This is a genomic window from Streptomyces sp. NPDC031554 (genome assembly GCF_055580685.1).
This window is the reverse complement of sequence record NZ_JBVIKX010000013.1, coordinates 125,489-146,461: the sequence shown is the minus strand read 5'-3', so window position 1 is coordinate 146,461 and position 20,973 is coordinate 125,489. Positions and strand designations below refer to the sequence as shown.

Here is a 20,973-nt window from a genome sequence, read left to right as displayed (position 1 = left end):
GCGCACGCGTTGCGGGGCCCTCCGGGACGCGCGAAGGTCGAAGCACATCCAGCACCGAGGGAGGTCGGTCATGCCCATCGCGACGGTGAACCCGGCGAACGGCGAGACGCTCAAGACGTACCAGGCCATGGACGAGGCGGAGCTCGAGCGCCGGCTCCAGCTCGCCGAGGCCACGTTCCGCACGTACCGCACGACGGCGTTCGCCGAGCGCGCCCGGCTGCTGAACCGGGCCGCCGACCTCCTCGACGAGGACGGGGCGGAGATCGCCCGTGTGATGACCACCGAGATGGGCAAACCGGTGAAGCAGGCCCGCGCGGAGGCCGCCAAGTGCGCGAAGGCCATGCGCTGGTACGCCGCGAACGCGGCGGAGCTCCTCGCCGACGAGCGGCCGGCCGAGTCCGACGTGCGGGACTCCGGCGCCTCCCACGCCCTGGTGCGGTACCGCCCGCTGGGCCCGGTGCTCGCGGTGATGCCCTGGAACTTCCCGCTGTGGCAGGTCGTCCGCTTCGCCGCGCCCGCGCTGATGGCGGGCAACGTCGGCCTGCTCAAGCACGCCTCGAACGTCCCGCAGACCGCCCTCTACCTGGAGGACCTCTTCCACCGGGCCGGCTTCACCGAGGGCTGCTTCCAGACCCTGCTGATCGGCTCCGCCGCGGTCGACGAGCTCCTGCGCGACGAGCGGATCAAGGCCGCCACCCTGACCGGCAGCGAGCCCGCGGGCCGCGCGGTGGCCTCCACCGCCGGCGAGATGGTCAAGAAGACGGTGCTGGAGCTGGGCGGCAGCGACCCCTTCGTCGTCATGCCGTCCGCGGACGTCGACCGGGCCGCCGAGGTGGCGGTGACCGCGCGCGTGCAGAACAACGGGCAGTCGTGCATCGCCGCCAAGCGGTTCATCGTCCACACGGACGTGTACGACCGCTTCGCCGAACGCTTCACCGAGGGCATGCGGGCGCTGAAGGTCGGCGACCCCCTGGAGGAGGAGACGGAGGTCGGCCCCCTCGCCAGCGAGCAGGGCCGCGCCGACCTGGAGGAACTGGTGGACGACGCCCGGCGCGGCGGCGCCACGGTGCTGTGCGGTGGCGAACGCCCGGAGGGGCCCGGCTGGTACTACCCGCCGACCGTCCTCGCCGGCGTCGACCGCGAGATGCGCGTCCACCGCGAGGAGGCCTTCGGACCGGTGGCGACCCTCTACCGGGTCGCCGACCTCGACGAGGCGGTCCTCGTCGCCAACGACTCCCCCTTCGGGCTGAGCTCCAACGTGTGGACCCGGGAGGAGACCGAGGTGGACCGGTTCGTCCGGGACCTGGAGGCGGGCGGGGTGTTCGTCAACGGGATGACCGCCTCCCATCCGGCACTCCCGTTCGGCGGGGTCAAGCGGTCCGGCTACGGGCGTGAGCTGTCCGGGCACGGAATCCGGGAGTTCTGCAACATCACCACGGTTTGGCACGGTGCGTGAGCGCCTCGCGGCTACGATCCCGGTTGTGAACCGCGAAGTGACCCTGCCTCTGATCGTCGACGACCGCGGGGCCCTCCAGGTGGCCGCGGCCGACGTGAGCAAGCTGCTCCGCACGCTGGGAGGCCGGTGGCTGCATCTCGTCGAGGCCGGGGCGGAGGGCCTGGACGAGGACACGGTCGCCGCGCTGACGATCGAGCTGGCGAAGCTGGCCGACCGGATCGACGTGGCGTGCATCGCCCACAGCAGCGGCGGGGCACCGTGAGAGTGCCGGTGCGCCGCCGCGGGCGACGGCGCGTCGTGGCCGGCCGCACGGTTCCCGCCGCGGGCGGCTACCGGATCGGCATCCCCGACAGGGTGCGGGCGATCACCAGCCGCTGGATCTCGCTCGTCCCTTCGAAGATGGTGTAGATGGCGCTGTCGCGGTGCATCCGCTCCACCGGGTACTCGCGCGTGTAGCCGTTGCCGCCGAGGATCTGGACGGCCTGGGCCGTCACCTTTTTCGCCGTCTCGCTGGCGTACAGCTTCGACATGGAGCCCTCGGCGGCCGTGAACGGCTTGCCGTTGACCGCCATCCACGAGGCGCGCCAGACCAGCAGCCGCGCCGCGTCGATCTGCGTGCGCATGTCGGCGAGCTGGAAGGCGACCCCCTGGTTGTCGATGATGGGGCGGCCGAACTGCTCGCGCGTCATCGCGTAGTCGAGGGCGACCTCGTAGGCCGCGCGGGCCGTGCCGACGGCCATCGCGCCCACCGCCGGCCGGGAGGCCTCGAAGGTCGCCATGGCCGCGTTCTTCACGCGCTCGCCGCCGCCCGCCCTGGCTCGCTCGCGGGCCCGCGCCAGCCGTTCGTCGAGCTTCTCCTTGCCGCCGAGCAGGCAGGAGCCGGGGACGCGCACCTGGTCGAGGACGACCTCGGCGGTGTGCGAGGCGCGGATGCCGTGCTTCTTGAACTTCTGGCCCTGGGCGAGGCCCGGCGTACCCGGCGGGACGATGAAGGAGGCGTGTCCCTTGGAACCCAGCTCGGGGTCGACGACGGCGACGACCACGTGGACGTTGGCGATGCCGCCGTTGGTGGCCCAGGTCTTCGTGCCGTCGATCACCCACTCGTCCTTGGCCTCGTCGTACACGGCGCGGGTGCGCATGGAGGCCACGTCGGAGCCGGCGTCGGGCTCGGAGGAGCAGAACGCGGCCACCTTGACGTCATTGGCGTCGCCGTACATCTGGGGGATCCAGGTGCCGATCTGCTCCTCGGTGCCGTTGGCGAGGACGCCGACGGCGGCCAGGCCGGTGCCGACGATCGACAGGGCGATGCCGGCGTCGCCCCAGAAGAGCTCCTCCATGGCCATCGGGATGCCGAGGCCGGTTGCGTCGAAGTACTGCTGGGCGTAGAAGTCGAGGGAGTAGATGCCGACCTTCGCGGCCTCCTGGATGACCGGCCAGGGAGTCTCCTCACGCTCGTCCCATTCGGCGGCCGCGGGGCGGATCACGTCGGCCGCGAAGCCGTGCAGCCAGTCCCGGACCTCCTTCTGTTCGTCGTTGAGCTCCATGGTGAACTCGGCCATGTCCCCTCCAGCGGCGGAACGTGCGTGTTACTAGCGGTAACGCGAGTCTGTTACCGGTCGGTAGGAAAAGTCAACTCCCGAGGACAGCCCGGCAGCCCGTTCGATGCGGGGCCACCTTCAGGTGTTAGTTTGCGCAGGCGTCACCGAATCAGCACGGGTGGGGAGAGCACATGGACACCACGCAGCGGACCGAGCAGCAACGGTCCGCCGACCGCCGAAGGCGCGAGCTGCTGGAGGCCGCCGACCGAGTGGTGCTCCGGGACGGACCCCAGGCCTCCATGAACGCCATCGCGGCGGAGGCCGGCATCACCAAACCCATCCTCTACCGCCACTTCGGCGACAAGGGCGGACTGTACGCCGCTCTCGCCAAGCGGCACACCGACGCGCTGCTCGCCTCCCTGCGCGCCGCGCTGGACGCCCCCGCCGAACGCCGGGAGCGCGTCGAGGCCACGCTGGACACCTACCTCGCGGCCATCGAGGCCCGCCCCCAGGTGTACCGCTTCCTGATGCACCCGGCGGACGGGGCCCCCGGCGAGCAGGGCTTCGACGTCGGCAAGCACTCCGCCCCCCTGCTGCGGCGGATGGGCGAGGAACTGGCCCAGGTCGTCGAGGAGCGGCTGGACCTCGGACCCGGGACCCAGCAGCTCGCCCGTGTCTGGGGACACGGGATCGTCGGCATGATGCACGCGGCGGGCGACTGGTGGCTGGGCGAACGGCCGTGCTCCCGGGCCGAGCTGGTGCGCAGCCTCGCCGACCTGCTGTGGGGCCGCCTCGCGGCGGCCGGGGACAAGGTCGGCGGGCCGGGCTTCTGAGGGCCGCACGCCGCCCTCAGCCGCCCCAGGAGGCCCGCGCCACCTGACGCGCCAGCCGCCTCCCGCGCCACCCCGTCACCCGGTCCGCGTACACCCGCCCCTCCAGGTGGTCGCACTCGTGCTGCAGGCACCTGGCGAAGAATCCGGTGCCGTGGACGGTGACCGGCTCGCCCGTCACCGTGAAGCCCTCGACCACCGCGTGGTCGTGGCGCTCGGTCCCCGCTTCCAGGCCCGGCAGGGACAGACAGCCCTCGGGGCCGCGGACCACCACGCCGTCCGCCTCCACCAGGCGCGGGTTCACCACGTGACCGAGGTGACGGACCTCGTCGTCGTCCGGGCAGTCGTAGACGAACACCCGCAGGGACTCACCGACCTGGTTGGCGGCCAGGCCCACGCCCTGCGCCGCGTACATCGTGGCGAACAGGTCCTCCACCAGGCCGGCCAGCGCCGGACCGAACTCGGTGACCTCCGCGCAGGGTTGCCGCAGGACCGGATCGCCGAGCAGGGTGAGGGGCCGGACGCGCCCGTGGGCACCCGGGATGGAACCTTGTCGCATGGCGGCAAGGGTACGGTCCTTTCTGACACGCGCATGCCGTGCGCAGCGTGGAACGGTGCCGGGATTCGGGAGTGTGAGGGGATCTCGATAGGCTGACCACCTACCACGTTGCCGTCAGGCTTCAGGCGCGGCGCGTACGCAAGGAGGATCGAGAACTGATGGCAGGCAACTCGGACCCGCTCACGCCGCGGGCCAAGATCGCCGTGACCGCGGGCAAGGCGGTCGCGGCGGCGTCGCGTGCCGCGGGACGCGGCAGCGGTTCGGTGATCGGCGGCAAGGTGGCGCTGAGACTCGACCCCGACCTCCTCGCGCGGCTCGCCCAGAACCTGGACGTCACCCTCGTCTCGGCGACCAACGGCAAGACCACGACCACCCGCCTCATCGCGGAGGCCCTGCGGGCCGCGGGCCCGGTCGTCTCCAACGCGCTGGGCGCGAACATGCCGGCCGGCATCACCTCGGCGCTCGCGGGCGGCTCCGAGGCCAAGTACGGCGTGATCGAGGTCGACGAGAAGTACCTGGCCGGTGTCGCCCGCGACACCTCGCCCAAGTGCATCGCCCTGCTGAACCTCTCCCGCGACCAGCTGGACCGGGCCGCCGAGACCCGGATGCTCGCGGAGAACTGGCGCGAGGGGCTGGCCGGCTCGAAGGCCGTCGTCGTCGCCAACGCCGACGACCCGCTGGTGGTGTGGGCCGCGTCCTCCTCCCCCAACGTGATCTGGGTCGCCGCCGGGCAGATGTGGAAGGACGACGCCTGGTCCTGCCCGTCCTGCGGCGGTGTGATGCAGCGTCCGGGCGACGACTGGTTCTGCGGCGAGTGCGGGTTCCGGCGGCCGACGCCGAGCTGGGCGCTCTCCGGCGACCACGTCCTCGACCCGCACGGGTCCGCCTGGCCGATCCACCTCCAGCTGCCGGGCCGCGCCAACAAGGCCAACGCCGCCTCCTCGGCCGCCGTCGCCGCCGTCTTCGGCGTGCCGCCGCAGGTCGCGCTCGAGCGGATGTACCAGGTGCAGGCCGTCGCCGGGCGCTACGACGTCGTCCAGTTCATGCAGCGCGACCTGCGCCTGCTGCTGGCGAAGAACCCGGCGGGCTGGCTCGAGACGTTCAGCCTGATCGACCCGCCGCCCACGCCGGTCATCCTCTCGGTGAACGCGCGCGGCGCCGACGGCACCGACACGTCCTGGCTGTGGGACGTCGACTACACCCGTCTCACCGGCCACCCGATCTTCGTCGTCGGTGACCGCAAGCTGGACCTCGCGGTGCGCCTGGAGGTCGCCAACCAGCACTTCCAGGTGTGCGAGAACATCGACCAGGCCGTGCAGCTGGCGCCGCCCGGCCGCATCGAGGTCATCGCGAACTACACCGCGTTCCAGGACCTGCGCCGCCGCGTCGGCAACTGAGCACCGAGGGATACGTCATCGTGATGAACGACAACCAACTGCGGGTCGTCTGGGTGTACCCGGACCTGCTCAGCACCTACGGCGACCAGGGCAACGTCCTGGTCGTGGAGCGGCGGGCGCGGCAGCGCGGCCTGGACGTGGCGCGGCTGGACGTGCGCAGCGACCAGCCGATCCCCACCTCCGGCGACATCTACCTCATCGGCGGCGGCGAGGACCGGCCGCAGCGGCTCGCGGCCGAGCGGCTGCGCCGCGACGGGCACCTGTACCAGGCGGTGCAGAACGGCGCGATCGTGTTCGCGGTGTGCGCCGGCTACCAGATCCTGGGCCACGAGTTCGTCAACGACCTCGGCCAGCGCGAGCCGGGTCTCGGTCTGCTCGACGTCACCACCACCCGCGGTGAGGGCGAGCGGTGCGTCGGCGACGTGCTCGCGGACATCGACCCCCGCCTCGGGCTGCCCCCGCTCACCGGTTTCGAGAACCACCAGGGCATCACCCACCTCGGCCCGACCGCCCGCCCGCTCGCCCGCGTCCAGATCGGCAAGGGCAACGGCACCGGCGACGGCACCGAGGGCGCGTACAACGACACCGTCTTCGGCACCTACATGCACGGCCCGGTACTGGCCCGCAACCCGCTCATCGCGGACCTGCTGCTGAAGCTGGCGCTCGACGTGAACGCGCTCCCGCCGACCGACGACCGCTGGTACGAGGCCCTGCGCAACGAGCGCATCGCGGCCGCGCAGCAGCCCGCCTAGCCGGCGCTCCGCGGGTGCCTCGCAGGCGCCCGCGGAGACCCGCGCGACCTGTGTGTTCACCCGACCTTCGGGGTGCCGTCAGCAGCCCGGATGACGGTACGTCCGCACAGGTGAGCAGGTGCGTCCAGCAGGCGGACGTGTGCTTCGGTCCCGCCCCCTCCTGCCGCTAGGGTGGCGGGGATCGAGCCGGACGACGCGGTCCGGATCCGGCCCACGTGGAGAAGGTTGTTCGGGCTATGCGCATTGGTGTCCTCACGTCCGGCGGCGACTGCCCCGGCCTGAACGCCGTCATCCGGTCCGTCGTGCACCGCGCCGTCGTCGACCACGGCGACGAGGTCATCGGCTTCCGGGACGGCTGGAAGGGCCTCCTGGAGTGCGACTACCTCAAGCTCGACCTCGACGCGGTGGGCGGCATCCTCGCCCGCGGCGGCACCATCCTCGGCTCCTCCCGCGTCCAGCCCTCGCAGCTGAGGGACGGCGTGGAGCGGGCCCGCGGGCACGTCGAGGAACTCGGCCTCGACGCCGTCATCCCGATCGGCGGCGAGGGCACGCTCAAGGCGGCCCGGCTGATGTCGGACAGCGGCCTGCCCGTCGTCGGCGTGCCGAAGACCATCGACAACGACATCGCCGTCACCGACGTCACCTTCGGCTTCGACACGGCCGTCGGTGTGGCGACGGAGGCGCTCGACCGGCTCAAGACCACCGCCGAGTCCCACCAGCGGGTCCTCGTCGTGGAGGTCATGGGGCGGCACACCGGCTGGATAGCGCTGCACTCCGGCATGGCGGCCGGCGCCCACGCCGTCGTCGTACCGGAGCGCCCCTTCGACATCGAGGAACTGGCCCGGCGGGTCGGCGAGCGGTTCGCCGCGGGGAAGCGGTTCGCGATCGTCGTGGCCGCGGAGGGGGCCAAGCCCGCGCCCGGCTCCATGGCCTTCGACGAGGGCGGCAAGGACATCTACGGGCACGAGCGGTTCGCCGGGATCGCGCGCCAGCTCTCCGCCGAGCTGGAGCAGCGCCTCGGCAAGGAGGCCCGGCCCGTGATCCTCGGACACGTGCAGCGCGGCGGCACGCCCACCGCGTACGACCGCGTCCTGGCCACCCGGTTCGGATGGCACGCGGTGGAGGCCGTGCACCGGGGCGAGTTCGGCCGGATGACGGCCCTGCGGGGGACGGACATCGTGATGGTGGACCTGGCGGAGGCCGTCGAGACGCTGAAGACGGTCCCCTCGGACCGGTACGCCGAAGCGGAGTGCGTGCTGTAGCCGTCCGGCCAGGGCCTCGCGGCCCCGCCGAGCCCGCCGCCCCGCCCCCGGTCGCGATCGCGACCGGGGGCGGTTCTACTCTTGGGGCGGCGAGAAACGTACAACCCCCCACGAATCAGGAGCCGGCGGATGGATCACAGCGGGCACGGCATGACGACGGATCTGCCGCCGTTCACGCTGGGGAGGGGGCTGCAGTGGTCGGCGGACCCGTTCTTCCTCGTCGCCTGTCTGGCCGCCCTGGGGCTGTACGCCTGGGGGGTCGTCCGGCTGCGGCGGCGCGGGGACACCTGGTCCGCGGGGCGGACGGTGGCGTACGTCACCGGTGTACTGACGATCATGCTGGTGACGTGCACCGGGCTGAACGACTACGGCATGGTCATGTTCAGCGTGCACATGGTGCAGCACATGGTGATCAGCATGCTGTCGCCGATCCTGATCCTGCTCGGCGCCCCGGTCACGCTGGCGCTGCGCGCCCTGCCCGCCGCCGGCAGAGGCCGCAGGGGGCCGCGCGAACTGCTGCTGATGCTGCTGCACAGCCGGTACATGCGGATCGTCACGCATCCCGCGTTCACCATTCCGATGTTCATCGCGAGCCTGTACGCGCTGTACTTCACGCCGCTCTTCGACTTCCTGATGGGATCGAGGACCGGGCACGTCGCGATGATGGTGCACTTCCTCGCGGTCGGCGTGGTCTTCTTCTGGCCGATCATGGGCGTGGACCCGGGCCCGAACCGGCCGGGCTACCTGATGCGGATGCTGGAGCTGTTCGCCGGGATGCCCTTCCACGCGTTCTTCGGCATCGCGCTGATGATGGCGTCCACGCCGATGGTCGAGACCTTCCGCGACCCGCCCGCCTCCCTCGGCATCGACGCCCTCTCCGACCAGAACGCGGCCGGCGGCATCGCCTGGGCGTTCAGCGAGATCCCGTCGGTGCTGGTGCTGATCGCCCTGCTGTTCCAGTGGTACGGCTCCGAGCAGCGGCAGGCCAGGCGCAAGGACCGGGCCGCCGACCGGGACGGCGACAAGGAGCTGGAGGCGTACAACGCCTACCTGGCCTCGCTGAACGGCCGCGGTTGAGCGGTCACCGGGGCTGAAGGGCCGAAACCGGGGCACCATGGAGGCGGACGCATCCCGTGGGGGGTGTGCCGGAGGAGGGTGTCGCGATGCCCGGTTCCACGAACGGTCCGGCGGACGGTTCCACGAAGACCATGGGGGTGCTCACGATCGGCGGCCTCGTCGCGGTGACGGCCTACACGGTGGCGCTCGGCAGCAACGGCTGGCTGTGGTTCGGCTGGGTCGTGCTGGGGCTGATCACCCTCGCGATGGTCGCCACGCGCACGGCGTGAACGCCGCGGGACCCGGCCCGGGGCGCGGCCGACGCACCTGAGCAGGTGCGCCCGGGGCAGGTGTGCCTAGTGGACGCCCGGCTGGTACTTCGGCAGCCGGGCGCTGATCTTCATGCCCGCGCCGGGCGCGGTCTCGATGACGAGGCCGTGGTCGTCGCCGTAGACCTGGCGGAGCCGGTCGTCGACGTTGGACAGCCCGATGCCGCCGGACGGGCTGACCCCGGCGGCCAGGATGCGGCTGAGCAGGACGGGGTCCATGCCCGCGCCGTCGTCCTCGATGACGACCAGGGCCTCGGCGCCGGCGTCGCGCGCGGTGATCTGGATGTGGCACTTGTCGGCCTTGCCTTCCAGGCCGTGCTTGACGGCGTTCTCCACCAGGGGCTGGAGACAGAGGAAGGGCAGGGCCACCGGAAGGACCTCCGGGGCTATCTGGAGGGTGACGGAGAGGCGGTCGCCGAAGCGGGCCCGCACCAGCGCCAGGTACTGGTCGATGGCGTGCAGCTCGTCGGCGAGGGTGGTGAAGTCGCCGTGCCGGCGGAACGAGTAGCGGGTGAAGTCGGCGAACTCCAGGAGCAGCTCGCGGGCCCGCTCGGGGTCGGTCCGCACGAACGAGGCGATCACCGCGAGCGAGTTGAAGACGAAGTGCGGGGAGATCTGCGCGCGCAGCGCCTTGATCTCGGCCTCGATGAGGCGGGTGCGGGAGTCGTCGAGGTCGGCGAGCTCCAGCTGGACGCTCACCCAGCGCGCCACCTCCCCCGCGGCCCGGACCAGGACGGCGGACTCACGGGGCGCGCAGACCACGAGGGCGCCGTGCACCCGGTCGTCGACGGTGAGCGGGGTGAGGACGGCCCAGCGGACCGGGCAGTCGGGGGCGTCGCAGCTGAGCGGGAAGGCCTCGCCGCGGCCGGTGTCCAGCGGACCGGCAAGCCGAGCCATGATCTCCGTACGGTGGTGGGCGCCCACGCCGTCCCAGGCCAGCAGGTGTTCGCGGTCGGTCAGGCAGAGGGCGTCCGTGCCGAGCAGGGTGCGCAGCCGGCCGGCGGACCTGCGGGCCGTCTCCTCCGTGAGGCCGGCGCGCAGGGGCGGGGCGGCCAGGGAGGCGGTGTGCAGGGTCTGGAAGGTGGCGTGCTCGACGGGGGTGCCGAGGTCGCCGAGGCTCTGCGGGCGGGCGGTGCGGCGGCCCAGCCAGAAACCGGCCGCGAGGAAGGGCAGGATCGCGATGCACAGGCCCGCCAGGAAGCCGCTCATGCCTTGACCTCCGCGGCCCTCAGCTCCTCGGGGAGGTGGAAGCGGGCCAGGATGGACGCCGTACCGGCCGGGACGCGGCCCGGGGTCGCCAGCGAGACCAGGACCATGGTCAGGAAGCCCAGGGGGACCGACCACAGGGCGGGCCAGGCCAGCAGGGCGTGCAGTCCGCCCGTCACGGGCAGGCCCGCCATGGTCGCGGCGACGGCGGCGAAGGCCGAGCCGCCGCCCACGAGCATCCCGGCGGCCGCGCCGGGCGGGGTCAGCCGCCGCCACCAGATGCCGAGGACGAGCAGCGGGCAGAACGAGGACGCGGACACCGCGAAGGCCAGGCCCACCGCGTCGGCCACCGGCAGTCCGCCCACCAGCAGGCTCGCGGCGAGCGGGACGACCATGGCCAGACCGGTGCCCAGCCGGAAGTGCCGGACGCCGCGGGTGGGCAGGACGTCCTGGGTGAGGACGCCCGCCACGGCCATGGTCAGGCCCGACGCGGTGGACAGGAACGCCGCGAAGGCGCCGCCCGCGACCAGCGCGCCGAGCAGGTCGCCGCCGAGGCCGCCGATCATCCGGTCGGGCAGCAGCAGGACGGCCGCGTCGGCGTCGCCGGCGAGGGTCAGCTCCGGGGCGTAGAGGCGGCCGAGGGCCCCGTAGACGGGCGGCAGCAGGTAGAAGGCGCCGATCAGGGCGAGGACGACGACGGTGGTACGGCGGGCGGCGACCCCGTGCGGGCTGGTGTAGAAGCGGACGACGACGTGCGGCAGCCCCATGGTGCCGAGGAAGGTCGCGAGGATCAGGCCGTACGTCGCGTACAGGGGGCGTTCCTCCCGGCCGGCGGCGAGGCTGGTGGACATCCCGCCGTTGCTGCCGCGCTCGGCGGCGGGGACGGGGGTGCCCGGCGCGAAGACGAGGCGGGTGCCCCGCTCGACGCGGTGGGTGCCGGCGGGCAGGCTCAGCGCGGCCCGCTCGTGCCGTCGGCCGTCGACCGTGCCGGTCACCGTCACGGTCAGGGGCCGGTCCAGTGTCAGGTCGAGGGTGGAGTCGAACCGGACGGCCCGCTGGTCGCGGAAGGCGGGGGGCTCCTCGAAGACCCGGCGGGGCGCGCCGTCGCCCTGCCAGGCGAGGACCAGGAACAGGGCGGGGACGAGGAGGGCGGTCAGCTTGAGCCAGTACTGGAAGGCCTGTACGAAGGTGATGCTGCGCATGCCGCCGGCGGCGACGGTCACGGTGACGACCATGGCCACGATCAGCCCGCCGAGCGAGTCGGGCGCCCCGGTGAGCACGGTCAGGGTCAGCCCGGCGCCCTGGAGCTGGGGCAGCAGGTAGAGCCAGCCGACGCCCACCACGAAGGCGCCCGCGAGGCGTCGTACCGCCGGGGAGGCGAGGCGGGCCTCGGCGAAGTCGGGGAGGGTGTAGGCGCCGGAACGGCGCAGCGGGGCGGCCACGAAGAGGAGCAGCACCAGATACCCGGCGGTGTAGCCGACCGGGTACCAGAGCATGTCCGGGCCCTGTACGAGGACCAGTCCGGCGATGCCGAGGAAGGAGGCCGCGGAAAGGTACTCGCCGCTGATGGCGGCCGCATTGAGCCGGGGGCCGACGGTACGGGAGGCGACGTAGAAGTCGGAGGTCGTGCGCGAGATGCGCAGGCCGAAGGCGCCGACGAGGACGGTCGCCACGACGACCAGGGCGACGGCGGGGACGGCGAACGCGGAGTTCACCGGTCCTCGACCAGACGGACGAGGTCGCGTTCGTTGCGTTCGGCGCGGCGCACGTACCAGCGGGCGAGCAGGACCAGCGGGGCGTACAGGCCGAAGCCGAGGACCGCCCACTCCAGGCGGCGGGCGCCGGGCATCGCCGCGAACAGCAGGGGCAGCGGGCCGACCAGCAGCACGAGGACGGCGAAGACGGTGAGCGCGGCCCGCAGCTGGGTGCGCATCAGGGAGCGGACGTAGGTGTGGCCGAGGGTCGTCTGTTCGTCGATCTCGGTGCGCGGGCGGTAGGGGCCGAAGGCGTGGGGGTGGCGCCCGCGCGAGCGGGGCCGGGTGTGCGGGAGGGTGCGGCGGGGTGGGCCGGTGACGACGACGCGGCGCTCGGCGGGGTCCTGCTGGGGCACGGTCACGGCCTCCTCATCAGCAGGTCCCGCAGTTCGCGGGCGTGGCGGCGGCTGACCTGGAGTTCCTCGCCGCCGACGACGACGCTGACCGTGCCGGCGTCCAGGCGGAGTTCGCCTATGTGGCGCAGGCCGACGAGGTGGCGGCGGTGGATGCGGACGAAGCCCCGGGCCCGCCAGCGCTCCTCCAGGGTGGACAGCGGGATGCGGACGAGGTGGCTGCCGCGGTCGGTGTGCAGGCGGGCGTAGTCGCCCTGGGCCTCGACGTGGGTGATGTCGTCGACGGGGACGAACCGGGTCACGCCGCCCAGCTCGACGGGCAGGTGATCGGGGTCGGGCTCGTGGACGGGGATGCGCGGGGCGGTGCCGCGCAGTTCGGCCGCGCGGCGGACGGCCTCGGCGAGCCGTTCCTTGCGGACCGGCTTGAGGACGTAGTCGACGGCCTCGAGGTCGAAGGCCTGGACGGCGAAGTCCTCGTGGGCGGTCACGAACACGACCAGGGGCGGGCGGGCGAAGCCGGTGAGCAGCCGGGCCAGGTCGAGGCCGTCGAGGCCGGGCATCTGGATGTCGAGGAAGACGACGTCGACGGCTTCGGGGCCGTCCGGGCCGGACTCCAGGGCCCGGTTGATCCGGCGCAGCGCCTCCGTCGCGTCACCGGCGCCCTCCGCGCTCCCGATCCGGGGATCCGCGGAGAGCAGGTAGAGCAGCTCCTCCAGCGAGGGGCGTTCGTCGTCGACGGCGAGGGCGCGCAGCATGAAGGTGGAGTGTAGGGGCGATCCGGACGGCTGGACACGTGCCGGGGGGGCGGACGTGCCCGCCGGGTACCGTGCCCGTTCGGGCACGGCGACCGCTCGGCCTCCTCCTCCGCCCCGGCCGGGCGGCCCCCTCGCCCGGCCGCCGGTGCGCCCCGGCCGGCTCGCCCCGCGGCGACGCCTTCCGCGACGCGCCGGTCCCGCCGGGAACACCCGGCGGGACCGGCGCGTGCGGGACGTCGGCGGTCACATCGCCGGGGTGGGCCGCCCGTCGGGCTCGGGCTGCCGCGCGGCGGCGCGGTACAGCTCCTTCGACGTGGTGATCAGCTCCCGCTGCTCCTCGCGGGATCCCACCATCGGCTGGGAGCCGTCGAGCGGCATCTGCGCGGTCTCCGGCAGGAACTTCACGGTCACCAGGCCGATGGCTCCGGCCAGCATCAGGTAGTACGCCGGGACCAGGTCGTCGCCGGTGGCGCCGACCAGGGCCTCGGTGACGAGCGGGGTGGTGCCGCCGAAGGCCGCGACCGCGATGTTGAAGCCGATGCCCATGGCCGCGTAGCGCACGGCCGTGGGGAAGAGCGCGGGCAGGGTCGCCGCGCTGGGGGCGGCGAAGCAGGCCAGCAGCGTCGACAGGACGAGCACCCCGACGACCGGCGGCCAGGTGCCGTGCATCTTGATCAACTGGAAGGACGGCACGGCCAGCACGATCATGCCGGCCGCGGAGACCGCGTAGACGGGCCGTCGGCCGACGCGGTCGCTGAGCCGTCCGAGGAAGGTGATCAGCAGGACGATCCACACCATGCCGATGAGCACCAGGACGTCGGCCGAACTGCTGGAGCGGCCGAGCGTCTCGGTCTGATAGGTGGGCAGGAATCCGGTGACCATGTAGTTCGTGACGTTGTAGAGCAGCACCAGCCCCATGCAGACCAGCAGCGGACGCCAGTGCCGTGTCACGATCGCCTTGAACTCGCCGCCCGCCGACTTCTGGGCGAGGCTCTTCTCGTGCTCGTCGAGCTGCTGCTGGAAGGCCGGCGACTCCTCGAGCTTCATCCGCATGTACAGGCCGATCACCCCGAGGGGGCCGGCGATCAGGAACGGCAGCCGCCAGCCCCACGAGAGCATCTGGTCGTCGGTGAGCGCGAGGTTCAGCACGGTGACCAGGGCGGAGCCGAGCGCGTAACCGACGAAGGTGCCGAAGTCGAGCCAGCTGGAGAGGAAGCCCCGGCGCCGGTCGGGCGAGTACTCGGCGACGAAGGTCGTGGCACCGCCGTACTCACCGCCCGTGGAGAATCCCTGCACCATCCGGGCGAGCAGGAGCAGGACCGGGGCGGCGATGCCGATCGTCGCGTAGCTGGGTATCAGACCGATGGCGAAGGTGCCCAGCGCCATCATGATCATGGTGGTGGCGAGCACCTTCTGCCGGCCGATCCGGTCGCCGAGGGGCCCGAAGACCAGGCCGCCCAGCGGACGCACGACGAAGGCGGCGGCGAACGTCGCGAAGGAGGAGATCACCTGCGCGCCGGGGGACGCTCCGGGGAAGAAGACCTTGCCGATGGTGGCGGCCAGATAGCTGTAGACACCGAAGTCGAACCACTCCATGCAGTTCCCGAGCGCGGAGGCGCCGACCGCGCGCCGCAGCAGCGGCGGCTCGACGACCTGGACGTCGTCGGCGCGCAGCGCCCCCTTCTTGTGCCGTAGCCTGCGGGTGAGTTCTTCGCGGACCTGCCGGGGCAGTTCCGCGACGGCGTCCGGTGTCTTCACCGGGCTCGGGCTCTCGGGCGTGATCCGGCCCACCTTGCCACCTTCTTCCAAAGGCTCCGTGCTTCGCTGAGGCGAATTCCTCGGACGGCGGGAATCCAGCGCACCCCCCGCTGTTTCCCTTGATCGGCCGAATCATTCCCCCGTTTCTCGCGAGGGCGCACGGGCCACTGCACCCCCACACGTCACCGAAGCGAACGTCGCGCCCACCGCCGCCCCTCCCCCGCCGCCGCCGTGAGCCCGCCCGCCGCGGGCAGGAGCGTCCCGTACGCCCGGGACCGGGGGCCGAAACCCTCACACCCGGCGTGGTCACGCTCACAGAGTGGAGACGCCGCGGCCGAGGAAGAGATCCGCAGACCGGCCCACGGCCCGTCGCCTTCACGGCGCGGACCGCCCCCGCCCTGCCTCACGGGGTTTTCGCTCCCCCGCCCGAAGGCCGGGGGTGTCCACGAAAGGACCCAGATGAACAGCGGCCCCGCCCCTTTCGACGCACTCGACCGGAAGATCCTCACCGCGCTGATGGCGAACGCCAGGACGAGCTTCGCCGAGATCGGCACGGCGATCGGGCTGTCGGCCACGGCGGTCAAGCGCCGGGTGGACCGGCTGCGGGAGAGCGGGGTGATCACCGGGTTCACGGCGACGGTGCGCCCGTCGGCGCTGGGCTGGCGCACGGAGGCGTACGTGGAGGTGTACTGCGAGGGGGCGGCGCCGCCGCGGCGGCTCGCGGAGGTGGTGCGCAACCATCCGGAGATCACCGCGGCGATGACGGTGACGGGCGGCGCGGACGCGCTGCTGCACGTGCGGGCGCGGGACGTGGGGCACTTCGAGGAGGTGCTGGAGCGCATCCGGGTGGAGCCGTTCATCCGCAAGACGATCAGCGTGATGGTGCTGTCGCACCTGCTGCCGGAGAGCCCGGAGGCGGGCGCGACCCACGAGGCGCCGAGCGCCGCCTCCGGTGACGCAGCGGACGTGCGCTGAGCACGGCGAAGACGCAGCGTTCGTGCGTGAACACGCAGCTCCTCTTCCTTGTCGGGCGTCCCCCTCGCTTCCTACCGTGGTGTCACCCCCCGTCGACCGCGCAGGAAAAGCGGAGGAACCCCTCTGTGACCGTCAGCCGTGTGCCGCGCCTTCGGCGCTTCCTCGTCTGTGAACCCAGACACTTCGCCGTGCAGTACGCGATCAATCCCTGGATGCATCCCGACTCCCCCGTCGACGTCGACCTCGCGCACGCGCAGTGGCAGGCGCTGATCGGCGCCTATCGTGCGCACGGTCACACCGTCGACACCGTCGAGCCCGCCCCCGGGCTGCCCGACATGGTCTTCGCCGCGAACTCGGCGGTCGTCGTCGACGGCCGCGTCTTCGGCTCCCTCTTCCACGCGCCGCAGCGGCGCGCCGAGTCCGCCCACTACGACACCTGGTTCAAGGCGGCGGGCTTCGACGTCCACCGGCCCCGGTCCGTCTGCGAGGGCGAGGGCGACCTGGTGTGGACCGGCCGGTACATGCTGGCCGGCACCGGGTTCCGCACCACCCGGGAGGCGCACCGGGAGGCGCAGGAGTTCTTCGGGCACCCGGTGGTCAGCCTGACACTGGTGGACCCGCACTTCTACCACCTGGACACGGCGCTGTTCGTGCTGGACGAGGAGAACATCGCCTACTACCCCGAGGCGTTCTCGCAGGGCAGCCGTGAGGTGCTCGCCCGGCTCTACCCGGACGCGGTGCTCGCCACCCGCGACGACGCGATGACCTTCGGGCTGAACTCCGTCTCCGACGGCCGCAACGTCTTCATCGCCCCGCGTGCCGAGGCGCTCGCCGGGCGTCTGGCCGACCACGGCTACGTCCCCGTCCCCGTCGACCTCTCGGAGTTCCAGAAGGCCGGAGGTGGCATCAAGTGCTGCACCCAGGAGATCCGTCCATGACCGCACCCGCCCGCACGCGCACGTCCGCCGACCTGATCCGGGCCGAGGAGCCCGTCCTCGCGCACAACTACCACCCGCTGCCCGTCGTCGTCGCGCGTGCCGAGGGGGTCTGGGTGGAGGACGTCGAGGGTCGCCGCTACCTCGACATGCTGGCCGGGTACTCGGCGCTGAACTTCGGGCACCGCCACCCGGTGCTGGTCGAGGCCGCGCACCGCCAGCTCGACCGGTTGACGCTCACCTCCCGCGCCTTCCACCACGACAGACTCGCCGGGTTCGCGGAACGACTCGCCCGGCTGACCGGGCTGGACATGGTGCTGCCGATGAACACCGGCGCCGAGGCCGTCGAGAGCGGGATCAAGGTGGCCCGCAAGTGGGCGTACGACGTGAAGGGGGTCCCGGCCGACCGGGCGACCGTCGTGGTCGCCGCGGACAACTTCCACGGTCGTACGACGACGATCGTCGGCTTCTCGACGGACGAGACGGCGCGGGCCGGGTTCGGGCCGTTCACGCCGGGGTTCCGGATCGTGCCGTACAACGACCTGGCGGCGCTGGAGGCGGCGGTCGACGAGACGACGGCGGCCGTGCTGATCGAGCCGATCCAGGGCGAGGCGGGCGTCGTCGTCCCGGACGACGGCTACCTGGCCGGGGTGCGGGAGCTGACCCGGCGCCGGGGCTGCCTCTTCGTCGCCGACGAGATCCAGTCCGGGCTCGGGCGCACGGGCCGGACGCTCGCCGTCGACCACGAGGGGGTCGTCCCCGACGTGGTGCTGCTCGGCAAGGCGCTGGGCGGCGGGATCGTGCCGGTGTCGGCCGTCGTGGCGCGGCGGGAGGTGCTGTCCGTGCTGCGGCCGGGCGAGCACGGGTCGACGTTCGGCGGGAACCCGCTGGCGGCGGCGGTGGGGACGGCGGTGGTGTCGCTGCTGGAGACCGGTGAGTTCCAGGCGCGGGCGGCCGCGCTGGGGGACGTCCTGCGGGACGGGCTGGCCGGGCTGGTCGGCCGGGGGGTCGTCGGGTTCCGCGCCCGCGGGCTGTGGGCGGGGGTCGACGTGGACCCGGCGATCGGCACCGGCCGGGAGATCGGCGAACGGCTGCTCGCGCGGGGCGTCCTGGCGAAGGACACCCACGGCTCCACCATCCGGCTGGCCCCGCCCCTGACGATCACGGAGGAGGAGCTGCGGATGGCGCTGGGGACGCTGGAAGAAGTGCTGGAGGCGTAGGGAACCCCCTCCCTTCCCGCGACCGCCGCGGCGCGACGACGGCGGTCGCGGTGCGTGGCACTGCTGATGGCCCGCACCCGGCAGCTGCCCCGGACCGGGTCGCGCAGTGGGAGCTGCACGCCGATCCGGCCGCGGTCGCGCAGGCCCGCAAGGGCGCGGCCCGCCGGCTCGCGGAGTGGGACCTCGCGGAGCTGTCGTTCACCACCGAGCTGGTCGTCAGCGAGCTGGTCACCAACGCCATCCGGTACGCCGGCGGTCCGATCCTGCTGCGTCCGATCCGTGAGCGCACCCTGGTCTGCGAGGTGCACGACGGCGGCGCCACCGCTCCCCGTCTGCGCCACCCCCGCACCACCGACGAGGGCGGCCGCGGCCTGCTGCTGGTCTCCCGGACGGCCCGGCGCTGGGGCACGCGTTTCGTTCCCGACGGAAAGATCATCTGGGCCGAGCAGTCCCTCACCGACCCCGACGGCTGACGTCTCCTCCGCCGCACGCCGTCCGCCGCACCCCGCTTTCCGGACACAACGTGCGAAAATGACCCGAAGACCGGCGGATGGGACACGGCCATGAACGACTCGGCGATCGACTACGCGGCGGTGTTCCAGTCCCTGCCCGGCATGGTGGCGCTGCTGACCCCGGCCCTGGTGTACGCCGACGCCAACGAGGAGTTCCTGCGCGTGTCCGGCCGCCGGCGCGAGCAGGTGGTCGGCCGCTACCTCTTCGACGTCTTCCCCGACAATCCGCACGACTCCGCCGCCGACGGCATGCGCAATCTGGAGGCCTCGCTGCGCCGGGTGCTGGAGACCGGCGAACGCGACGCGATGGCCCTGCAGCGCTACGACGTGCAGTCGGTGGACCGGCCCGGCGAGTGGGAGGAGCGGTACTGGAGCCCCGTCAACGCGCCCGTGCGCGACGAGGACGGCTCGGTGGTGCTGCTGGTGCACCGCGTCGAGGAGGTCACCGAGCTGATCCGGGCCCGGGACGGCCGCGCGGGGGTCCCCGCCGGGAGCCGGGCCCGGGTCCTGGAGGCCGAGCTGTACACCCGCGCGCACGAACTCCAGGAGCTCAACGAGCGCCTGCGGCTGGCGCACACCCGCGAGCGCGAGGTGGCCCTGGCCCTCCAGGAGGCGATGCTGCCCCCCCGCCGACAGGTCGGGCGCCACCGGGTGGCGGTCCGTTACCGCCCCGCGGCCGGCGCGCTCAACGTCTGCGGCGACTGGTACGACCTCGTCGACCTGGTCGGCGGCAACCGGATCGGGCTGTCGGTGGGCGACGTCGTCGGGCACGGGCTGGCGGCCGCGGGCGTGATGGGGCAGCTGCGCAGCGCCCTCACCGCCGCCTCCCGGGTCGCGGCGGGCCCCGCCGAGGCGCTGGACGTGCTGGGCCGCTACGCGCACGTCGTGGACGGCGCCGAGTCCGCGACGGCGGTGACGACGTTCATCGACTGCGACCACCGCACCATCGCCTACAGCAGCGCGGGGCATCCCCCGCCGGTGCTGGTGCACGCCGACGGCCGGGTGGAGTTCCTCGACCGGGCGACCGACCCCCCGCTCGACGCCCGGCCCGATCCCCGGCCCCGGCCGCAGGCGTCCACCGCCTACACGCCGGGCGCCCTGCTGACGCTCTACACCGACGGCCTGGTGGAGCGGCGGTACGAGGACATCGACACCGGCCTCGCACGGCTCGCCGACTCCCTGACCCGTCACCGGCACGCCGACCCCGAGGAGCTCGCCGACGCCGTCCTGCTGGAGCTGCTGCCGCACGGGGGCGCCACCGACGACACCGCCCTCGTCGTCGTCCGGCTGTGACCGCCGGCGGTGGCGTGCCGCAGGGTTCGCGACGTCAGGGTGGCGTGCGGCACGGCTCGCGACGTCACGGTGGCGTGCGGCACGGTTCGCGACGTCGGTGCGCGCGGGTTCCGGCCGTGCGCCGCCCCGCCTAGAATTGCCCCCCGTACCACGCCGGTTGACCTGCTGGGACACGGCGGTCGAGCCGGTCCGCCGGATTGAGGAGCCACTCGTTGTTCTACCACCTCCTGAAGTACGTGGTGCTGGGGCCGCTCCTGCGCCTGCTGTTCCGGCCCCGCATCGAGGGGCTCGAGCACGTGCCGGCGTCGGGAGCGGCGATCGTCGCGGGCAACCACCTGTCGTTCTCCGACCACTTCCTGATGCCGGCGATCCTCAAGCGGCGCATCACGTTCCTCGCGAAGGCCGAGTACTTCACGGGCTCCGGTGTGAAGGGCTGGCTGACCGCGGCCTTCTTCCGCAGCGCGGGGCAGATCCCGGTCGACCGCTCCGGCAAGGACGCGGGGCGGGCCGCCATCCGTGAGGGCCTCGGCGTCCTGGGCGAGGACGAGTTGCTCGGCATCTACCCGGAGGGCACCCGCTCGCACGACGGCCGTCTCTACAAGGGCAAGGTCGGGGTCGCGGTGATGGCCCTGAAGGCCGGGGTGCCCGTCGTGCCCTGCGCGATGATCGGCACGTTCGAGGCGCAGCCGCCCGGCAGGAAGATCCCGCACATCCGCCCCGTGACGATCCGCTTCGGCGAGCCCCTCGACTTCTCCCGCTACGCCGGCATGGAGGGCGAGAAGGCGGTCCTGCGCGCCGTCACCGACGAGATCATGTACGCGATCCTGACGCTGTCGGGGCAGGAGTACGTCGACCGGTACGCGGCCGAGGTCAAGGCGGAGGAAGCGGCGGCGGCGAAGGAGCGGGCGCGCAGGTTCCGCCGGTTGCCGACCCGTTGACCCCCGCGGGCCGGCGGCCGGGCCGCGAGGGGCGGCGGTACGGACGGGGGACGGTACGGGTGAGGGGCGGCCGGATGATCCGGCCGCCCCTCACC

General features: G+C 72.9%; 20 protein-coding genes and 1 pseudogene. 14 read left to right on the top strand and 7 right to left on the bottom strand.

Translation table 11 applies throughout. The features are described from left to right. The first annotated feature begins 70 nt into the window (after positions 1-70). Positions 71-1,456 (top strand): NADP-dependent succinic semialdehyde dehydrogenase, encoded by a 1,386-nt coding sequence (locus tag ACZ5FU_RS29030; protein ID WP_451528719.1) that lies wholly within the window; start codon positions 71-73, stop codon positions 1,454-1,456. 25 nt (positions 1,457-1,481) lie between these two features. Continuing rightward, positions 1,482-1,718, top strand: a complete 237-nt coding sequence (locus ACZ5FU_RS29025) for a DUF6213 family protein (protein WP_451528720.1) — start codon at positions 1,482-1,484, stop codon at positions 1,716-1,718. A gap of 67 nt (positions 1,719-1,785) precedes the next feature. Here ACZ5FU_RS29025 and ACZ5FU_RS29020 read toward each other — a convergent pair whose 3' ends face one another. Beyond that, positions 1,786-3,015, bottom strand: a complete 1,230-nt coding sequence (locus ACZ5FU_RS29020; protein WP_451528721.1) for an acyl-CoA dehydrogenase family protein — start codon at positions 3,013-3,015, stop codon at positions 1,786-1,788. Positions 3,016-3,185: 170 nt separating this feature from the next. On the opposite strand from ACZ5FU_RS29020, the gene ACZ5FU_RS29015 reads away from it, so the two are divergent. Beyond that, positions 3,186-3,827, top strand: a complete 642-nt coding sequence (locus ACZ5FU_RS29015) for a TetR/AcrR family transcriptional regulator (RefSeq protein ID WP_451528722.1) — start codon at positions 3,186-3,188, stop codon at positions 3,825-3,827. Between the two features lie 16 nt (positions 3,828-3,843). On the opposite strand, the gene def is transcribed toward ACZ5FU_RS29015, so the two are convergent. After that, entirely contained in the window at positions 3,844-4,383 is a 540-nt protein-coding gene (gene def, locus ACZ5FU_RS29010; RefSeq protein ID WP_451528723.1) for a peptide deformylase, read from the bottom strand. 158 nt (positions 4,384-4,541) lie between these two features. Here def and ACZ5FU_RS29005 point away from each other — a divergent pair, with 158 nt between their 5' ends. From ACZ5FU_RS29005 to ACZ5FU_RS28985, 5 genes are all read left to right on the top strand, one after another. Then, entirely contained in the window at positions 4,542-5,780 is a 1,239-nt protein-coding gene (locus ACZ5FU_RS29005) for a Mur ligase family protein (RefSeq protein ID WP_451528724.1), read from the top strand. A gap of 23 nt (positions 5,781-5,803) precedes the next feature. Next, positions 5,804-6,532: a type 1 glutamine amidotransferase gene (locus tag ACZ5FU_RS29000; RefSeq protein WP_363089799.1), complete on the top strand. Its 729-nt coding sequence runs from the start codon at positions 5,804-5,806 to the stop codon at positions 6,530-6,532. A gap of 236 nt (positions 6,533-6,768) precedes the next feature. Next, complete coding sequence (locus ACZ5FU_RS28995) at positions 6,769-7,794, top strand: 6-phosphofructokinase (protein WP_451528725.1); 1,026 nt, start codon at positions 6,769-6,771, stop codon at positions 7,792-7,794. A 129-nt stretch (positions 7,795-7,923) separates the two neighbouring features. Beyond that, positions 7,924-8,871, top strand: coding sequence for a cytochrome c oxidase assembly protein (locus ACZ5FU_RS28990; RefSeq protein WP_451528726.1), 948 nt, complete (start codon positions 7,924-7,926; stop codon positions 8,869-8,871). An 86-nt stretch (positions 8,872-8,957) separates the two neighbouring features. Continuing rightward, a complete protein-coding gene (locus tag ACZ5FU_RS28985) occupies positions 8,958-9,140 on the top strand; it encodes a hypothetical protein (RefSeq protein ID WP_451528727.1) in 183 nt (60 codons plus the stop codon). 66 nt (positions 9,141-9,206) lie between these two features. On the opposite strand, the gene ACZ5FU_RS28980 is transcribed toward ACZ5FU_RS28985, so the two are convergent. The 5 genes from ACZ5FU_RS28980 to ACZ5FU_RS28960 all read right to left on the bottom strand — a co-directional run bounded on the left by ACZ5FU_RS28980 (position 9,207) and on the right by ACZ5FU_RS28960 (position 15,038). Next, complete coding sequence (locus ACZ5FU_RS28980; RefSeq protein WP_451528728.1) at positions 9,207-10,388, bottom strand: sensor histidine kinase; 1,182 nt, start codon at positions 10,386-10,388, stop codon at positions 9,207-9,209. After that, complete coding sequence (locus tag ACZ5FU_RS28975; RefSeq protein ID WP_469047378.1) at positions 10,385-12,100, bottom strand: sodium/solute symporter; 1,716 nt, start codon at positions 12,098-12,100, stop codon at positions 10,385-10,387. The genes ACZ5FU_RS28980 and ACZ5FU_RS28975 overlap by 4 nt, the downstream gene beginning before the upstream one ends. Next, positions 12,097-12,495: a hypothetical protein gene (locus tag ACZ5FU_RS28970; RefSeq protein WP_451528730.1), complete on the bottom strand. Its 399-nt coding sequence runs from the start codon at positions 12,493-12,495 to the stop codon at positions 12,097-12,099. The genes ACZ5FU_RS28975 and ACZ5FU_RS28970 overlap by 4 nt, the downstream gene beginning before the upstream one ends. A 2-nt stretch (positions 12,496-12,497) precedes the next feature. Further along, positions 12,498-13,247: a LytR/AlgR family response regulator transcription factor gene (locus ACZ5FU_RS28965; protein WP_451528731.1), complete on the bottom strand. Its 750-nt coding sequence runs from the start codon at positions 13,245-13,247 to the stop codon at positions 12,498-12,500. A 243-nt stretch (positions 13,248-13,490) separates the two neighbouring features. Then, a complete protein-coding gene (locus ACZ5FU_RS28960) occupies positions 13,491-15,038 on the bottom strand; it encodes an MFS transporter (RefSeq protein WP_469047376.1) in 1,548 nt (515 codons plus the stop codon). Positions 15,039-15,464: 426 nt separating this feature from the next. Between ACZ5FU_RS28960 and ACZ5FU_RS28955 the strand changes: the two genes are divergently transcribed. From ACZ5FU_RS28955 to ACZ5FU_RS28930, 6 genes and pseudogenes are all read left to right on the top strand, one after another. Continuing rightward, positions 15,465-15,980, top strand: coding sequence for an Lrp/AsnC family transcriptional regulator (locus ACZ5FU_RS28955; protein ID WP_469047374.1), 516 nt, complete (start codon positions 15,465-15,467; stop codon positions 15,978-15,980). Positions 15,981-16,105: 125 nt separating this feature from the next. Then, positions 16,106-16,918 carry a dimethylargininase gene (gene ddaH / locus ACZ5FU_RS28950; protein ID WP_468837284.1) on the top strand — a complete coding sequence of 271 codons (813 nt, stop codon included), beginning with the start codon at positions 16,106-16,108 and terminating at the stop codon, positions 16,916-16,918. Continuing rightward, entirely contained in the window at positions 16,915-18,135 is a 1,221-nt protein-coding gene (gene rocD / locus ACZ5FU_RS28945) for an ornithine--oxo-acid transaminase (RefSeq protein ID WP_451528735.1), read from the top strand. Before ddaH ends, rocD begins: the two co-directional genes overlap by 4 nt. Positions 18,136-18,189: 54 nt before the next feature. Further along, positions 18,190-18,608: pseudogene (locus tag ACZ5FU_RS28940) on the top strand (ATP-binding protein); the annotation flags it as partial. A gap of 90 nt (positions 18,609-18,698) precedes the next feature. Next, complete coding sequence (locus ACZ5FU_RS28935) at positions 18,699-19,940, top strand: PP2C family protein-serine/threonine phosphatase (protein WP_468643405.1); 1,242 nt, start codon at positions 18,699-18,701, stop codon at positions 19,938-19,940. Positions 19,941-20,152: 212 nt separating this feature from the next. Next, positions 20,153-20,878 carry a lysophospholipid acyltransferase family protein gene (locus ACZ5FU_RS28930; RefSeq protein ID WP_469047371.1) on the top strand — a complete coding sequence of 242 codons (726 nt, stop codon included), beginning with the start codon at positions 20,153-20,155 and terminating at the stop codon, positions 20,876-20,878. The last annotated feature ends 95 nt before the right edge of the window (positions 20,879-20,973 follow it).